The 16,141-nt window shown below is 71.5% G+C and carries 14 protein-coding genes; 7 read left to right on the top strand and 7 right to left on the bottom strand.

Annotated elements, in window-relative coordinates; genetic code table 11:
- Nucleotides 1–113 precede the first annotated feature (113 nt).
- Nucleotides 114–503: an FKBP-type peptidyl-prolyl cis-trans isomerase gene (locus tag ACFC51_RS22975; protein WP_376530544.1), complete on the bottom strand. Its 390-nt coding sequence runs from the start codon at nt 501–503 to the stop codon at nt 114–116.
- Nucleotides 504–997: 494 nt separating this feature from the next.
- Complete coding sequence (locus ACFC51_RS22970; RefSeq protein WP_376530541.1) at nt 998–1,879, bottom strand: aminoglycoside phosphotransferase family protein; 882 nt, start codon at nt 1,877–1,879, stop codon at nt 998–1,000.
- 83 nt (nt 1,880–1,962) lie between these two features.
- Here ACFC51_RS22970 and ACFC51_RS22965 point away from each other — a divergent pair, with 83 nt between their 5' ends.
- Nucleotides 1,963–2,712, top strand: a complete 750-nt coding sequence (locus tag ACFC51_RS22965) for an ATP-grasp domain-containing protein (RefSeq protein ID WP_376530538.1) — start codon at nt 1,963–1,965, stop codon at nt 2,710–2,712.
- A 125-nt stretch (nt 2,713–2,837) separates the two neighbouring features.
- On the opposite strand, the gene ACFC51_RS22960 is transcribed toward ACFC51_RS22965, so the two are convergent.
- The 3 genes from ACFC51_RS22960 to ACFC51_RS22950 form a co-directional block, all read right to left on the bottom strand.
- A complete protein-coding gene (locus ACFC51_RS22960; protein ID WP_376530535.1) occupies nt 2,838–3,728 on the bottom strand; it encodes an adhesin in 891 nt (296 codons plus the stop codon).
- 48 nt (nt 3,729–3,776) lie between these two features.
- Nucleotides 3,777–5,609, bottom strand: coding sequence for an MFS transporter (locus tag ACFC51_RS22955; RefSeq protein WP_376378920.1), 1,833 nt, complete (start codon nt 5,607–5,609; stop codon nt 3,777–3,779).
- A 252-nt stretch (nt 5,610–5,861) separates the two neighbouring features.
- On the bottom strand, nt 5,862–8,639 hold the full coding sequence (locus tag ACFC51_RS22950) for a D-alanyl-D-alanine carboxypeptidase (RefSeq protein WP_376530532.1): 2,778 nt from the start codon (nt 8,637–8,639) through the stop codon (nt 5,862–5,864).
- Nucleotides 8,640–8,834: 195 nt separating this feature from the next.
- On the opposite strand from ACFC51_RS22950, the gene ACFC51_RS22945 reads away from it, so the two are divergent.
- The 4 genes from ACFC51_RS22945 (at nt 8,835) to ACFC51_RS22930 (ending at nt 13,276) form a co-directional block, all read left to right on the top strand.
- Nucleotides 8,835–9,548 carry a GPP34 family phosphoprotein gene (locus ACFC51_RS22945; RefSeq protein WP_376378926.1) on the top strand — a complete coding sequence of 238 codons (714 nt, stop codon included), beginning with the start codon at nt 8,835–8,837 and terminating at the stop codon, nt 9,546–9,548.
- A 238-nt stretch (nt 9,549–9,786) separates the two neighbouring features.
- Nucleotides 9,787–10,644 (top strand): helix-turn-helix domain-containing protein, encoded by an 858-nt coding sequence (locus ACFC51_RS22940; RefSeq protein WP_376378929.1) that lies wholly within the window; start codon nt 9,787–9,789, stop codon nt 10,642–10,644.
- Nucleotides 10,645–10,937: 293 nt separating this feature from the next.
- Nucleotides 10,938–11,144: a DUF397 domain-containing protein gene (locus ACFC51_RS22935; RefSeq protein ID WP_329229919.1), complete on the top strand. Its 207-nt coding sequence runs from the start codon at nt 10,938–10,940 to the stop codon at nt 11,142–11,144.
- 551 nt (nt 11,145–11,695) lie between these two features.
- Nucleotides 11,696–13,276, top strand: coding sequence for a sodium:solute symporter family protein (locus ACFC51_RS22930; RefSeq protein WP_376378932.1), 1,581 nt, complete (start codon nt 11,696–11,698; stop codon nt 13,274–13,276).
- A 101-nt stretch (nt 13,277–13,377) separates the two neighbouring features.
- Here ACFC51_RS22930 and ACFC51_RS22925 read toward each other — a convergent pair whose 3' ends face one another.
- Nucleotides 13,378–14,496 (bottom strand): ADP-ribosylglycohydrolase family protein, encoded by a 1,119-nt coding sequence (locus tag ACFC51_RS22925; protein WP_376530530.1) that lies wholly within the window; start codon nt 14,494–14,496, stop codon nt 13,378–13,380.
- Between the two features lie 174 nt (nt 14,497–14,670).
- The gene (locus ACFC51_RS22920; protein ID WP_376378938.1) at nt 14,671–14,943 is read right to left on the bottom strand and encodes a hypothetical protein; all 273 of its coding nucleotides are present in this window, start codon (nt 14,941–14,943) and stop codon (nt 14,671–14,673) included.
- 129 nt (nt 14,944–15,072) lie between these two features.
- On the opposite strand from ACFC51_RS22920, the gene ACFC51_RS22915 reads away from it, so the two are divergent.
- Both ACFC51_RS22915 and ACFC51_RS22910 read left to right on the top strand, forming a co-directional pair.
- Nucleotides 15,073–15,900, top strand: coding sequence for a helix-turn-helix domain-containing protein (locus tag ACFC51_RS22915; RefSeq protein ID WP_376378941.1), 828 nt, complete (start codon nt 15,073–15,075; stop codon nt 15,898–15,900).
- Nucleotides 15,897–16,097, top strand: coding sequence for a DUF397 domain-containing protein (locus ACFC51_RS22910; protein ID WP_376378944.1), 201 nt, complete (start codon nt 15,897–15,899; stop codon nt 16,095–16,097). Before ACFC51_RS22915 ends, ACFC51_RS22910 begins: the two co-directional genes overlap by 4 nt.
- Nucleotides 16,098–16,141 lie beyond the last annotated feature (44 nt).

Genomic DNA, 16,141 nt, shown 5'->3' with positions numbered 1-16,141 from the left:
ACGGTGATCCGACGCGTGAGGCGGGTGCCGCCGGTTCGGTCCTTCCCAGCGCGCAAGCGGAAAGGCCGCGGACGGACCGGGCATGCTCCGGGCCGGGGCCGCCGACCTGCACGTCAGGTGGGCCAGCCCACGACGGTGAGCAGGTCCACGACGAAGATCAGCGTCGAGCCCGCCGGGATCAGCGAGGAGGGGGACTGCTTGCCGTAGCCGAGGCGCGGGGGAACGGTGATCTCGCGCCGGCCGCCGGCCTTCATCCCCCTCACTCCGCGGTCCAGGCCCTTGATGACCTTGCCGCCGCCCACGGCGAACTTGAGCGGCCGGTCCGGCTCCCAGGAGGAGTCGAACTCCTTTCCCGACGCGAACGTGACCCCGACGTAGTGAACCCGGACGACCCTGCCCGGCAGTGCCTCGGGCCCGTCCCCGACCACGAGGTCCCGGATCGTCAGCTCAGTGGGCGCTCCACCCTCCGGAACCTCAATCCCGGGCTTCTCCAGTTCGCTCATCAGGTCCCCTCGCTCGCCACCGGAGCCCTCGCACGGGCCGGCCGGACACATGGGCCTTCCATGCGGGCAGGACGATCACGCTATCGGCAACGCCCACGCGCCGATGGGCTCCCCGCCCCCACGACTCCGGGAGAAGGCACGCCGGCGCGCGGCCGGCTCTGGCAGGTCGTCCGTTGGCCATCGACGAAGCCCGACCGTCGGTTGGGTCCCGGACGATTTCTCCGGGCCGCCCGCGACAGGCCGGGGATGCAACCATTCACTTCAGAGCTGGAACCCCCGGAAGCCGACCGCGCGTGATCGAGAGCCTAGAGGCCGGCACTGACAACGGCCCTGTGAATGACGAGCCGTTGAGCGGGTGAACAGGTACGAGGCCGGCACCGGGCGCCGCATCCTCGACGCCGTCGCCGGCAACCGCCGGGTCCGGGGGATTCGCCGGCGGCTGGGCCGCGGCCGCGCCGCGCGCCGAGGCGTCCGGGGTGCGGTGGACGGTGGGCTCAGTGGGCGTCCGCCAGGATCTCTTCGATCACGTGCCGGGCCGTCGCCGCCATCACGGGGTTCGTCGTCCGGTAGGCCGCGAGCTCCATGAGCGCGATCGACAGCGCCCAGCCCCGGCCCCGGGTCCACTCGGCCGCGTCCGCGCCCGTCCCCGTGCGGAAGATCCTCGCCCGGAAGACCCGCCTCGCGCCTTGCGGCAGCAGGTACCAGGCCGCGATCAGGTCGACCGCCGGGTCGGCCAGGCCCATGCAGCCGAAGTCGATGACCCCGCCGAGCCGGCCGCCCGCGACCAGGACGTTGCCGGGTTGCAGGTCCCCGTGGACCCAGACCGGCCCCCGGGGCCCGGGGACGCGCAGCGCGTCGGACCAGACGGCGGCCGAGGCCTCGGTGTCGACGACGCCGTGCAGCACCTCCAGGGCGTTCCGGGTGGCCGTGTCCCGTGCGGCGAGCGGCTCGTCCCGGTAGGCGGACGGCCCTCCGGTGGTGTCGAGGCGGCGCAGCGCGAGCACGAACTCCGCCACGTCGACGGCGAATTCGGCACTCCCCGTACCGGGGCCCGGGGTGTCGCCGTCGATCCAGCGGCACACCGACCAGGACCAGGGATAGCCCTCGCCGGGCCGGCCCTCGGCCACCGGGAGGGGGACGGCGACGGCCACGTGGGGCGCGAGACGGGGCAGCCAGCGGTGCTCGGTCGCCACGTCCTCGGAACCGCCCTCGACGCGGGGCATCCGCACGGCCAGGTCCGGCCCCAGCCGGTAGACGGCGTTCACCGTGCCGTGGGAATCGACGGGTTCGAGGGGAAGCCCAGCCCAGGCGGGGAACTGCGCGGCGAGCAGCCGCCGTACGAGCGCCACGTCGGTCTTCGTCCCGTTGCTGTGCATGCGGTCATGCAAGCCGACCCGGCACGTGGTGTCGAACGAAATCCGGTGGGACGCGGACCCCAGCTGGGGCAGAATCCGTGACCATGCCCCTCGTGCTCCCGCCCCGTCTCACCGCCTCCGCCCGGTCCCTGCGTGACACCGCCCGGCGGCGCGGCCTGGAAACCGTGCAGCTCACAGCGCCGGAGGTGCCCGGGGAGCTGTGCGGCGGGGACGCGTATCTGCACGCCGGCCCGTCCTTCGCCGACGCCGTGGCCCCCGCCCTGGGTGTCGTACCGCTGGAAGCTCCCCCCGACTGGCTGGCCCGGCTGCCCGACGCGTTCCTCGGGCGCGGGGTCCGTGCCGTGCCCCTCCGTGAGGCGTACGGGCTCCGCCGTCCGGTCTTCGTGAAGTCACCGAACGACAAGAGCATTCCGGCGCTGGTCTACTCGGACGGGTCCCGGCTGCCCGGGCCGGACGCGGTCGATCCCGGGACGGTGGTGCTGCTGAGCGAGATCGTCGTCTTCGAGGCGGAGTACCGGCTGTACGTGCTCGACGGCCGGGTGCACACAGGAAGCCGGTACGCGGCGTCGGGACAGCTGCGCCCGGCTCCCCTGTCCGCCGGTGCGCGGGCGTTCGGCACGGAGCTGCTCGACGCCGTCGCGCACACCCTGCCGTCCGCGATCGTCGTCGATGTCGGATTCACGGACGCGGGTCGATGGGCGGTCGTCGAGGCCAACGCGGCGTGGGCCAGCGGCTGTTACGCCTCCGACCCGGACCTCGCCCTGGACGTGGTGCTCAGGGCCGCCGGCCCCGCCGCACACCTCACGGAACGGGACAGCGCGTTCGTCCGGTGACCGGCGGGCGCGGTGTCGAGCGGCCCGGTGTGACCGGCGGCGCGGTGTCGGTCAGCCCGCTGTGACCGGCCGGCGCGGTGGGGAGCGGCCCGCTGCGACCGGCCCGGTCGCCGGCCACGCGGGGGTCAGCGGCAGGACGCCTTCAGCTGCGCCGCCGCGTGGTGCGCCCCCACCAGCTCCGCGTCGCCCCAGTCCCGGCCCCGGTCGACCATCTGCACGGCGAAGGTGTCCCCCTTGACCGGATAGGTCCGTACGTCGACGGCCGTCCCCCGGTGCTCGGGCTGGTCCACGGCGAAGCCCGTATAGGCCGAGTCGGCGTTCCGCGGGTCGGAGAGGACCCGGTAGACGGTCGGGTCTCCCGCGACATCGCGGGCGCGGGCGCTCCGTGGCACGAAGACCGTCACCGCGCACTCGCTGAAGCCGTCGCCCAGGTGCCAGGACCAGACGGCGTTGCTCCCCCGGTCCTGGCCGGGGCTCCCCGACATCGGGACGGCGCTGAACCGGCCGTCGCACGAACCGCCCGCGAAGCCGCCCGACTCGACGGTGTACCAGCCCGCGTCGCCGTTCTCGAAGCGCCCGTTCTCCATGTACACGCCGGTCGTGCAACCGGGCCCGGCCCACGCCGAGAAGCGGTAACGGCCGGTGCCCGCGGACGGTTCCGGCTCAGCCCCGTTCCCGCCGGGCACCTCGGTGTCCTCGGGTCCGATGCGGGTGGGTGCCCCGCCGCCGATCGGTGCCGGTACGGCGCCGGCCCGGCCCGTGGCCTCCGGGCGTGCGCCCCCGGCTCCGGCGGCGAGCAGGGACACGGCGGTGGCGAGCCCGCCCACGGCCACCGCCACCCCCGCGGCCAGCAGGACCTTCCGCCGCCGGGGCAGCGTGGAGACCCGGCCCGTCAGCGTCTCGTGGGCGACCCAGGACCCGCTACCGCGGGGCGAGCGCTCCGCGGAACCGCACCCGGGGCAGGCCATGCCCGGCAGCGGGCCGATGCGTTCGCCGCCGCAATGTTGGCACTTCATGGCAGCACACCTTGCCAGTGCCGCCCGCCCGGAGGGAGAGTTCCCGCACTATTGGCGCAGTTCCTCAGGACACGGCGTACCCGGCTGCAACTGGTACGGGGCCGCGAGGCGGTAGACACCCGGCCGCGGGGCGAGGAGCTCCGTCCACTCGTCGCCGTCGCCGTCCTCGTCCACCTTGATCAGACAGCCGTGGGCATTGGTGTAGTCCTTGGGAGCGTCCTCGTCCTCCGCGGTCCGCTTCTTGGAGGCCTCCGTCTCCTGCGGACGCTCCACGCTCCTGCCCTCGTCGTCCACGACCGCGAGCCAGCGGGAGTACGGGATCCTGATCAGGACCCGGCCGGCCGACTGCACGCGGATCGTCAGCTTGTCGTCGCCGGCGCGCTCCACGGTCGCGGGCGGGTCGGCGAGAGGCACCGGGTCCAGGACGCGGAAGAGCTTCCAGTTGGCGTCGCTCCAGACCGCCTTCAGGTAGGGCGTCCCCTTCTCGACGAGGGCCGCCTCCTGCTCGCCCCCGGAGTCCGGCTCACCGGTCGGCAGCACCACGTAGTGCACGGCCCAGCGGTCCAGCCACGAGCGGTAGTTCACTGCGTCGAGCGTGTCGTCGTAGAAGAGCGGGTTGCGCTTCATGTCGGCCTGCCGGTTCCAGCCACGGGCCAGGTTGACGTACGGGGCGAGCGCCGATGCCTCCCGGTGGCTGCTGGCGGGGACCACCTCGACCCGGCCCTTCTCCGCGCCCGCGGTCTGGAGCTGGTTGACCAGCGGGGCCAGCTCACGCGTCCAGGACGCCGTGGGGGCGGTGCGGACGATGTCGTCGACCCCCTTGAAGCCGATCCAGAAGTTCAGCCCCGCGAAGACGATGACCAGGGCGTACCAGCGGCGGGTGCGCGGCGCCGTGTACGGCAGGGCGGCGAGCAGGACGACGCCGGCGAACAGCATCGCCATGCGCGACACGTTCGAGCCGATCTGCGAGTCGACCACATAGGTCAGCAGCGTCCCCGCCCCGTAGACCGCGGCGGCCGTGCGCACGGTGCGCCAGTCACCGGGCACCAGGAAGAAGACGAAGACGGAGTACAGGAACGGCAGCGACAGGGTCCCGAGCGCCATCGGCTGCGTGCCCGAGAAGGGGAAGAGCCACGCGGAGAGGACCACCACCACGACGGGTGCCAGCCCGAGCGCGTACGCCCCGGGGCGCCGTTTGTTCAGGAACAGGGCGGCGGCGACGACGCCGAGGAAGAGCCCCGCGACCGGGCTGCCCGCCGTCGCGAGACCGGCCAGCGGCGCCGCGACGACGGCCTTCGCCCACCGCTTGTAGCGCCAGCGGTGCGGCCAGCAGAAGACGGCGGCGACGGCGCCGAGCGCGAACATCATGCCGAGCCCGAACGTGACCCGGCCGGACAGGGCGTTGCACAGGTACGCGAAGACCCCGGCGAGCGCGCACGCCAGGGGGTTGCGGACGGCGGGGACCCGCACCAGGATCAGCGCGGTGAGCGCCGAGGACACCGTCCCGGCGACCATCATCGTCGTACGCACGCCGAGCACGGACATCAGATAGGGCGACACCACGCTGTACGACACGGGGTGCATGCCCCCGTACCAGGCGAGGTTGTACGCGGTGCCGGGGTGACGGCCGACGAACTCGGCCCACGCGTCCTGGGCGGCGATGTCGCCACCGCTGTTCGCGAAGAAGAAGAACCAGAGCAGGTGCACGGCCGCGGCGATCGCGGTCGTCAGCAGGACCGGGTGGCGGAGGAGACGGCTCCGTATCGAACCGTCGGCGCCGTCGCTGTCGCCGGCCGACTGGGCCGGGATGTGGACGGCAGGGCGGGCGGCGGGCGGCGCGGGCGGGCTGTCGTTCGCCCGTGTCGGCTCAGCGGTGGTCACTGCGACTCTCCCCGTCCTTGCCCGGGCCTGCCGAACCGTCGGTGTACTGCACGGACCTCATCCGTACCCGGAGGGACGCGTCCCGGCGCCCGATCGTTGCCTCGGGACGCTAGCACGCGGGATTTCCTCCGGTCCGGTCCATCGGCGGATGCCTCCGTCACCGGGCCGCCGGCGGATGGCCCGGCGCACCCGGCCCGCTCCCGCCGGCGGACCGGCTCCGCGCCGCCGTGACGGGACGCGGAGCCGGTCCGCTCAGGTGATGCGGGTGAGCTTGTCGCCGAAGGCCGGCTCCGTCGTGGCGCTCTGCAGGGCGACGGGGACCGAGACCTTGCCCGTGCCGCTGCCGACCGTCACCTCGCCCACGACGGTGCCCGCCGCGGCTTCGTGCGCCGGGGTCCTGCCACCGTCGGTCATCTTGAGATCGACCTCCAGCCCGCCCCAGCCGACCGCCTTCAGGTCCTTGGTGGCGACCACCGGGGTCTGCCCGCCCAGGCCGTCGTCGACGTAGCCGACGACCTGGCCCTTCTTGACGACGGTGGCGGAGTCGACCCCCTTCTGCGCGGCCTGGATCAGCTTCAGGCTGTTCTGCCGCGCGCGCTCCAGCTTCTCGTCCAGCGTGCCGTCGAGCGTCGCTCCCATCACGGCACCGATGATGCGGCGGGACTTGCCGTCGACGACCGTGTCGGCCGTCCAGAGCAGGTTGCCGCCGGCCGGAGTGGACGAGCCGGTCTTGATCCCGCTGACGCCGGGCTCCAGCAGGATGTAGTTGTTGTTGTAGATCCTGCCGACGTTAGGGATGTCGGCCTGCGGCTGGTTCACGATCTCCCGGAAGACGTCGCTCTGCATGACCGCCTTGCCGAGCTTGATCTGGTCGGCGGGCGTGGAGACGGTGGAGGACTTGAGGCCACTCGGGTCCGTGTAGGTCGAGTTGGTCATACCGAGATCCTCGGCAGCCTGGTTCATCTTCTCGACGAACGCCTTCTCCGTCCCGGCGTCCCAGCGGGCCAGCAGCCGGGCGACGTTGTTCCCCGAGGGGATCATCAGCATCTCGAGCATCTGGTGTTCGGTGTACTTCTGGCCCTCCTCGATCGCCACCCGCGACTCGTCCTCGAGGCTCGCCTCCTCACCGGCGCGCTTGTCCACCGCGATCTGCCCACCGGTCTCCTTGCCGGTGATCGGGTGCCCCTTGAGGATCACGTAGGCGGTCATCACCTTCGCCATGCTCGCGATCGGCGCGGACTTCTCCTTGCCGTACGAGCCGATGGCGCCCACGCCTTCGACCTCCACGGCGCCCTGGCCCTCCGCGGGCCACGGCATGTCCAGCTTCTCGCCGCCGAAGGCGTACGTCGGGGAGGCGGTCAGCGTCAGCGCCGGGTCGGGAAGCGGGCGCACCGCCTGCGCGATCGCAAAGACGATCAGGGCGAGCAGGACCAGCGGCGTCCAGATCTTCACCCGGCGGACGGCCGTGCGCACCGGGGTCTCCCGGGGCGGCGGGGTGTTCGTGAGCTCGGCCAGCAGGTCGAGCGGCGGCTTCGGCGGCATGGGCTGCTGCCTGGTCCGCTCGGCCTCGGTCAGACCGGCTCCGGGACTCGCGGGGGTACCGGGGCCCGCCGCGACGTCCGGGGTGACGGTGGGGCCGACCACGGCCGCGGGGCGTACGTCGTCCGAGCGCAGCGGCACGAACTTGCTCGTCCGCTCGGCGGGCGCCTCGGAGGTGCCGGAGGCCTTGGCGGCCCAGGACGCGGGCTTCCGGGGGGCCTCCGCGGCCTTCCGGGGAAGCTTCAGCGCGGTCGTCGGCTGGTCGACCTGATCGGTCCGCAGCGCCTTGAAGACGGTGGTCGGATGATCGATTCCTCGCCCGTCGGACACGGGTTCCGCGTCCTCTGCCGGGGTCGCCTCCTCGCGAGTCCTCGGGACGCGGGGAGCGTCCTCGGAAGCGTCGGAGTCGTCGGAGGCCGGTGCGGCGACGTCGGCGTCAGTGGCAGGCGTCTCGACGTCGGTGTCGGCATCGACGTCGGCGTCGGCGTCGGCGGCAGCGGCAGCGGCAGGCGTCTCGGCGTCGGCAGCAGGTTCGGACGCAGGCTTCGCCTCGGTCCGGGTCTGGGTCTTCTTGACCTCGGCCTCGGGCTCGGACCCGGCCTCGGGCTCGGCGTCGGCCTCGGCCGCGGCATCGGAGCCGGTCTCGGTGTCGGAGCCGGTGTCGGAGTCCGACTCGGGTTCGGGGTCCGCGTCGGACTCGGCGGACCGGGCATCGCCGTCACCGTCCGCCGTGGCTTCGGTGTCGGTGTCGGTGTCGGTGTCCGCCGTCTTCCCCTCGGCTGCGGACGCGTCTGCGTCGGCCGAGTCGCCCTCGCTCCCGCCCGCGGAGGCACCGCCAGGAGCTGCGGTTTCCTCGTCCGGACCGGTCGCCACCCACGCGGCGACAGCGGCACGGAGCCTGGCGTCGGTGGGCGTCGCGGCATCGGCGCCGGACGAGTTCCCGGAGTCGGCAGCGGTTTCCGCCCCGGCCTCCGCCTCGGCCTCGGCCTCCGAGGGCTCGTCCCGTAGGGAGTCCGGCGCGGGCCCGTCCTCGGCAGCACCGGCGCCGGACCGTGCGCCGTCCTCGCTCCCGGCGTCGGCAGTGCTCCCGGCGTCGGCAGTGGATTCCTGCTCGGCCTCGGACCTGTCGTCCGAGTCCGCCCCGGGTGCTGCCTCGGCAGCTCCGTCCGCGACGTCCGAGGCATCCGCGGACGCCTCAGGCGCGGTCCTGGCCGCTCCGGCCCCGCCCGGAGCCTCCGGGGTCCCGTCAACCCCCTCGCGGGGCTCAGAGGCCCACTCAGGGCTCTCCGTGCCCTCGGCGGGGTCCGCGGCGCCCTCGGACCCGCCGGCCTCACCGGAGGCCGGGAGGCGGAGGACCGCCGTCCTGCTGTCCGCCTCGGAGCCGGTCTTCCCGGCGCCGGGTTCACGGAACACGGCAAGACGCGGATCGCGCTCCCCAGCCGTCCCCGACGACTTCCGCTGCTCCGACCTGTCGGGGGACTCGCCCGCCACCGATTACCTCCTTGATGCGCCGCGGGGTCACGCCCGCACTGTCCGAACCATCTACCAGTGTCCTGTGTGAACCCCTGGCCGAGCCGCTAGACGAGAACGACATACCTAACGGTTCCCTTACAAAGCACCCAGGCACTCTCGACAGACCAATGTGAGAGGGGTCACCCTGTCACTCATCCACGCGGGGAGGCATGGATGGGCAGGAGCCGCAGAACAATTCCGGAGGAGCTTCTGCTGCTCGCTCTGGACCCGACCACGGGTACCACAGCGCAGCCGCAGTCGCTCGACCTCGGCCTGGCCGGGGCACAGCTAGTGGAGCTGGCTCTGGCAGGACGGATAGCCCCTGACGGGGATCGTATCGCCGTGGTGATGCCACGGCCGACAGGAGATCCGACTCTGGACTCCGCACTGGAACTGCTGCGCCGTCGTGGCAGTCCGGTTCGGGCGGTCCACTGGATCGGCGGGCCCCGACTGGGACTTCGCCAGATCTACCTCGCTCATCTGGAGCGGTGCGGCATGGTTCATGCCGTGGCGGGCCAGATGTGCGGAGTGCTGCCGACGACTCGCTACCAGGCGACGGACACGGCGATCAGCCGGGACATCAGAACCCGGCTGGACAGTGCGATCCGCACCGGCGTACCGCCGGACCCGCGGACCGCGGCGCTCGCCGCACTGGCCCACGCGGTCGGACTCGGCAAGCACCTGTACCCCGGGAACGAGGGGCGCTCGTCGCGCTCCCGGCTCCGGGACCTGATCAGACACGACCCGATGGGCGGCCTCGTGGCGCATGCCGTGATGGACGTCCAGAACGGTGTGGCCGTCCAGCCACGCCGCAATCAGCAGACGGCGGCCGTGCCGTTGCAGCCGCAAGCGCACCGCGGCAGCATGGCGCACACCTCCGTCCACTGACAGCACGACCGCGCGGACACTTGCGCGGAGCACCGAATACCGCCGCACCGATGTCCCCATGACCCGGTTCGGGAGCCGCACCAGGCGCGGGGCAGCCGGATCCACCGGCTGCCCCGCGCTCTTGCGTGCCCTCGGTGCGTGTGGCGATTTCCCAGCGCGGCCGGGTGCACGGGTGGCAATCTGCTGAGCAGTAGATACACACAGCTACAACAGCTGCATAGCCGGAGGTGCCGTTCCCGTGCCGACCAACGTCAATCCCACCGTCAGGCGACGCCGGCTGGGCCAGGAATTGCGCCGCCTCCGCGAGATCAAGGGCATGACGGCCGAGGAGGTGGCGGAGCGCCTGCTGGTCTCGCAGTCGAAGATCAGCCGTCTGGAGAACGGCCGCCGCTCGATCAGCCAGCGCGACGTACGCGATCTCTGCGGGGTGTACGAGGTCGAGGACCACCGCGTCGTCGACTCCCTGATGCAGATGGCCAAGGACTCCCGCCAGCAGGGCTGGTGGCACGCCTTCGGCGACATCCCGTACAGCGTGTACATCGGACTGGAGACGGACGCCGAGTCCCTCCGGGTGTACGAACCCCAGGTGGTCCCGGGGCTGCTGCAGACCCGGGGCTACGCGGAGGCCCTGATCAACGGGGCGCTGCCCGAGGCGCCGCCGTCCGACATCGAGAAGCGGGTCAACGTACGGGCCCGCCGCCAGGACCGGGTCAACGCCCCGGAGCACCCCCTGCGCCTGTGGGCCGTCATCGACGAGTCCGCCCTGCGCCGGCTCGTCGGCGGCAAGCAGGTCATGATCGAACAGCTGGAGCACCTCGTCGAGCAGTCCCAGCTGCCCCATGTGACCGTGCAGGTGCTGCCCTTCGACATGGGTGCGCACCCCGGCATCAACGGCCAGTACGCGATCCTGGAGTTCCCGGACGCCGCGGACTCCAGCGTCGTCTACATCGAAGGGGTCACCAGCGACCTGTACCTGGAGAAGGCGAACGACGTGCAGCGGTACAGCGTCATGTACGAGCACCTGCGGGCACAGGCGCTGAACGTGGACCAGACCCGCCAGTTCATCAGCGACATCACCAAGAGCTACACCCGCTGAGAGTCTTCGCGCGCATCCGCCGAGGCCCTCACGGCGACCCCGGGAGGCCCTCCGGGCACCCACGGGAACAGGACAGCCCGACAAGGACTGATGTGCGGGCGAATGCCGTGATGTAAGTGAGGTGGGGGCGGGACGATACACCGCCACCACCTCACGGCGGAAGAGCCGCATGGAATATGCCATCCGGTCGAGTGAACGGCCCCACCACCAAGCGATGTTGGCGAGTAGCGTCGATCACGCCAACAGGAACGAAGTTGGTGCCACTCACATCAACTCTCTGAACCGGAGTGAACATGGCCATTCTTCAGGGTGCTACGGATAACTGGACGAAGTCGTCGTACTCCGGCGGCAACGGGGCGTGCGTCGAAGTGAAGTCGCCGGTCACGCAGGCCATCGCCGTGCGTGACTCGAAGGCCCCGGAAGGCCCTTCGCTCTCCTTCGTCTCCGGGGCGTGGAACACCTTCGTGCGCGACGTCGCGTCGGGTTCGATCAACGCCTGACCGACACGCCGGTCACCACGCGCCGCACCGTGTCCGGTCATCGCGCACGAACGCCAGGAGCCCTCTCGACTGGTCCGCCGTCCTGGCCGAGAGGGCTCGGCCCACCACCGGACACAGCGCCGCCGATCGGCGTACCGCACACACCGGAACCCACCGGCCCGCACGGACAGCGCGCGAAGCGCCATCGGTGCACAGGCCTCGCATGGTTCAGCGTTCCCCCTTCTCCGGCCGCACGGGACCCGCATCCCGTGCGGTCGTTCTGCGTTCTCGGGCGTTCCTGCTTTTGGCGTCGATCTCTGCACAGCCTGACGAAGTGCTCGCTCATCGTGTGGCCGTGGTCACGTTCACGACAACGCCCCACAAGGTCAAGAACGAGTAAAATCGTTCGGCTTACTGATCCGCGTTCACATCCCTGACCGAGGAGACCTTGACCGAGGACCCGGACAAGCGGTTCAATCCCCGAAGTCCCCGTTCCCGCACGGGGGCCCCGCTGAACGGCCGTACTGACGAAGAGCGTTCCCGTTCACAAGGCGGACCCCTGGAGGGGGCACATGAACAGTCTCGACTGGGCCGTGCTCATCGGATACTTCGGTGTGATGGTCGCGATCGGACTCTGGTCGCACAAGCGCGTGGACAATGTCAGCGACTTCTTCACCGCCGGCGGCAAGATGCCGTGGTGGCTCTCGGGCATCTCGCACCACATGTCCGGCTACAGCGCGGTGATGTTCACCGGCTACGCGGGTATCGCGTACCAGTACGGCGTCACGTCCTTCGTGACCTGGTCCCTGCCGATCGCGATCGGCATCGGCATCGGCGCGAAGCTCTTCGCACCCCGGCTCAACCGGCTCCGTTCGCGCCTGCACGTCGCCTCGCCGCTCGAATACCTCAAGAACCGCTACAACATCCAGACCCAGCAGGCCCTGGCCTGGTCCGGGCTGCTGCTGAAGATCGTGGACGTCGGCGCGAAGTGGGCCGCCATCGCCACCCTGCTCTCCGTCTTCACCGGCATCACCCTCACCCAGGGCATCTTCATCACGGGTGCGATCACGGCCGTCTACTGCACGGTCGGCGGACTGTGGGCCGACGCGCTCACCGAGCTCGGGCAGTTCATCATCCAGCTCTTCGCCGGTCTCGCCATGCTGTTCATCGCGATGAGCAAGCTCGGCGGCTTCAGCTCGCTGTGGACGGTCTGGGACAAGCTGCCCGAGGGGCACACGGACCCGACGGCCGGCCCGTACACGGTGACGTTCCTGCTCGCCTACCTCTTCATCAAGACCTTCGAGTACAACGGCGGCATGTGGAACCAGGCCCAGCGCTACATGGCCACGGACTCCGCGCGCTCCGCGACCCGCTCGGCCCGGCTCTCCGCCGTCCTGTGGCTGGTCTGGCCGACGGTGCTCTTCTTCCCGATGTGGGTCGCCCCGCTGCTCGTCGAGGCGAAGAAGCCCGACGCGTCGGACAGTTACGCCCTGATGACCGAGCAGCTGCTGCCGCACGGCCTGCTGGGCCTGGTCGTCGTCGGGTTCTTCTCGCACACGATGGCCATGTGCTCCTCCGACGCCAACGCCATCTCGGCCGTCTTCACCCGGGACATCGCCCCGGTCTTCTCCAAGGCGGCCCGCACCTGGAGCAACCGCAGCGGTCTGCTGGCCGCGCGGCTGTCCACGCTCGCCTTCCTCGGCCTGTCGATGGCGCTGGCGACCCAGATCAACTCGCCGACGTTCAAGGACATCATCTCCGTCGTCATCAAGTGGGTGGCCGGTCTCATGGGCCCGATCGCGATCCCGTTCATGCTGGGCCTGCTGCGCAGGTTCCGCCGGTCCGGCCCGACGGCGGCGCTCACCAGCTGGGCGGCCGGGCTGCTCGCCTTCTACTTCACCAACTACAACTTCGACGGTTCGGTGAAGACGGATGTCGCCCTGCAGTACCAGGTGGCACTTCCGCTGGCGATCTCGCTGGTGCTCTACATCGTCATCGGCTTCATCAAGCCCGAGGACACACCGGAGCGCGACGCCCTGATCGAGAAGATCAACACGGACGACGGAGGGCCTGCCGGCGCCGCTGCGGCGGCCGTTCCCCAGCAGAAGTCCGGCCCCGAGAGCACCGGGGTCCCGGAGAGCGTGAAGGACTGATCGTCCCGCACGCGGGGGCACATGGACGGTGGGCGGGCGCGGCGGCGTCCGTCCACCTCTCTCCTCCGGGACGGCGCGGCCGCGTACGGCCGGGGCCCGGCTCAGTCCCTCGGGTAGCGGGCCAGCCAGCCGGGCGCGACGGCCGTCGGGCTGTGCAGGGCCGGGCCCTGGGTCATCTCCATCGCGAAGTCGTCGGAGAGTTCGAGCAGGGTCGAGCGCCCCTCCAGTTCCGCGAGCCAGGCCGGGGGCAGCGCCGTCTCGCCGTGCAGGGCACCGAGAAGAGCCCCGCAGACGGCCCCCGTGGCCGCGGACGGCCCGGAGTGGTTCACGGCGAGCCGCAGCCCGTGGCGTACGTCCTCACCGACCAGGGCGCAGTACAGCGCCACCGCAAGGACCTCCTCCGCCGAGTCGGTGTCGCCGAGCGCCTCGATGAGAGCGGGTCCGGGGATCCCCTGCCGTACGGAACCGAGGGCCTGCCGGAGCGCCTCGGTGACCTGCTCGCTGCCCGGACGTTCGGCGAGCAGGGCGAGGGCGTGCTGCACCGCAGCATCCAGCGTCTCGCCGCGGGCCAGTCCGTGCACCAGGACGGCGAAGGCCCCGGCCGCGAGCTGGGCGGTGGCGTGCCCATGGGTGTGGGCGGCGCACTCGACGGCCAGTTGGAGCACGAGCTGGGGCTCCCAGCCGACGAGCAGCCCGAAGGGCGCGGAGCGGGTGAGGGCGGCGGAGTCCCGCGCGGCCGGGTTCTTGGGCACGGCGAGGGTGCCCATCCTGGTGTCGCCGAAGCCGATGAGGCACTCCCGGGTGGGGGCGCGGCGCGCGTACAGCCACTCCTCCCCGGCCAGCCAGCCGTTGTCCTTGCGGCGTTCGTCGGGCCCCCAGGCGCTCTGGGTCGCCGCCCAGCGCAGATGGGCGCGGTGCACGTCGGTGGGCGGATGCCACGCGCCGGTGTCACGGCGGACCTGGGCCCGGATCAGGCCGTCGACGGTGAAGAGGGTGAGCTGGGTGACGGCGGTGACGGCACCTCGCCGGCCACCCTGCACCGGGACGAAGTCGGCCACCCCGTCCACCCCGTGGGCGGCCCGGATCGCCTCCAGGGGCAGTCCTGAGACACCGGCCCCGAGCGCGTCCCCGATGGCTCCGCCGAGCAGGGATCCACGCACCCGGCTGCGGAAGTCCTGCTGCTGGACACGGCCCCAGACAGCTGTGGTCCCTGTGCTCACCGTGCCCCTTCCGCCGGCCTACCGTGTGCGACTGCGCAAGCACTGTAATCGAACGGGAACGGGCGGTTCAGGGACGGAACACTATGTACGGACTCGGCCGCGAGAGCACTGTTGAACGCCATTCCTCACGGTTTCCGGCACCGCGTTCCGGGCCCGCTTCCCCCGGACCACGCCCTACGGCCGCTCCCTGCACTCCGCGACCCGCAGCACGTCCTGGAGCGACTCGGCCGTGCGGGCGAGGGCGAAGCGCACCGCCACCTCCCCCGCGACCGGATCGGCCAGCACGGCCTCCGCCCCGGCCAGTACGGTCGCTCCGCAGGCGAGCAGCTCTGCCTCCACCTCGTCGGCCAGCCGTGACATCCTGCTGCCGGGGTCGTCCGTGCTCAGGTAACAGGGTCTGCCTTCGGGCGAGTTCCAGGGGAGCAGGCGCAGAGGGGGCTCGGTCATGGGGTGCCTCGCAGGAGTGGGTGTCTTCCATCGGGTGATCCTCACCTTTCGTATCCCGATGATCACGCTCCGCCCGTAGCCTCGGAAGACGCGCCCGATTGCCGGCGCACAGGACAACGGGAGGCCGCGATGACCGCGCGACCGGCGGACGTGGACGAGGAGTCGGGGCGCGCCGCCCTGGGGCGGGCGCTTCGGTATCTCAGGGAGCGTGCGGGGAAGTCCCTGGGGCAGCTCGCCGAGGAGACCCGGTACGACAAGAGCTACCTGTACCGGCTCGAGGTCGGCCAGCGGCTGTCCAAGCTGGCGGTGATGGAGGACCTGGACCGGCACTACGGCTCGGAGGGCCTGCTGGTGCAGCTGTGGAAGGCGGCCCGCCGGGAGGTCTTCAAGGACAAGTACAAGGAGTTCATGCGGCTGGAGCCGACAGCGACGGTCATGCACCTCTTCACGCTCGGGATTCCCGGCCTGTTGCAGACGGAGGACGTCGCCCGGACATCGCTGTCCGGCGCCCAGGAACCGCACGAGGACGCCGAGTCGGTGGAGGAACAGGTGGTGGCGCGGATGGACCGCCAGCAGCTGCTGCACCGCCGGCCCGCCCCCTCCGTCCGGATCATCGTCGACGAGTACGCCCTGCGCCGGCCCGTCCCCGACGCCAAGGTGTGGCAGGACCAGCTGACCCATCTGCTCGACATGGCGGAACTGCCGTCGCTCGTCCTCCAGGTGCTGCCGTTCTCCGTGGGCGCCCACCACCTCATGGACGGCTCGCTGACCCTGCTCTGGCAGGAGGACGGCACGGCGGTTGCCTACACGGAAGGCAACGGCTGCGCCGAGCTGATCGAGGATCCGGCGGCGGTGACGCGCTACCGGCTGTCCTACGATCGCCTCCGGGACCGCGCGCTGCCCCCGCCGGAGTCCGCCGGTTTCATCAGGGGCGTCCTTGAGGAGCAGACATCATGAGCCGTACCCCCGATCTCGGACCCGTGACGTGGCGCAAGTCCAGCTACAGCGACGGCGGGGCGAACAACTGCCTCGAAGTCGCCGACGGCCTCCCGGGCGTCGTCCCCGTGCGCGACAGCAAGGTCCCGGCCGGGCCCGCTCTCCTCGTCTCCGCCCCCGCGTGGACGGCCTTCGTCGGCTTCGCCGCCAGGCTCTGAGGAGGTCCGGGGCCGACGAAGCCCCGGCCGCGTGAGGCACGCCC

This window comes from Streptomyces sp. NPDC055962, from assembly GCF_042270185.1.
Taxonomy (GTDB): Bacteria; Actinomycetota; Actinomycetes; order Streptomycetales; family Streptomycetaceae; genus Streptomyces.
This window is presented reverse-complemented; position numbering and strand designations above follow the sequence as displayed.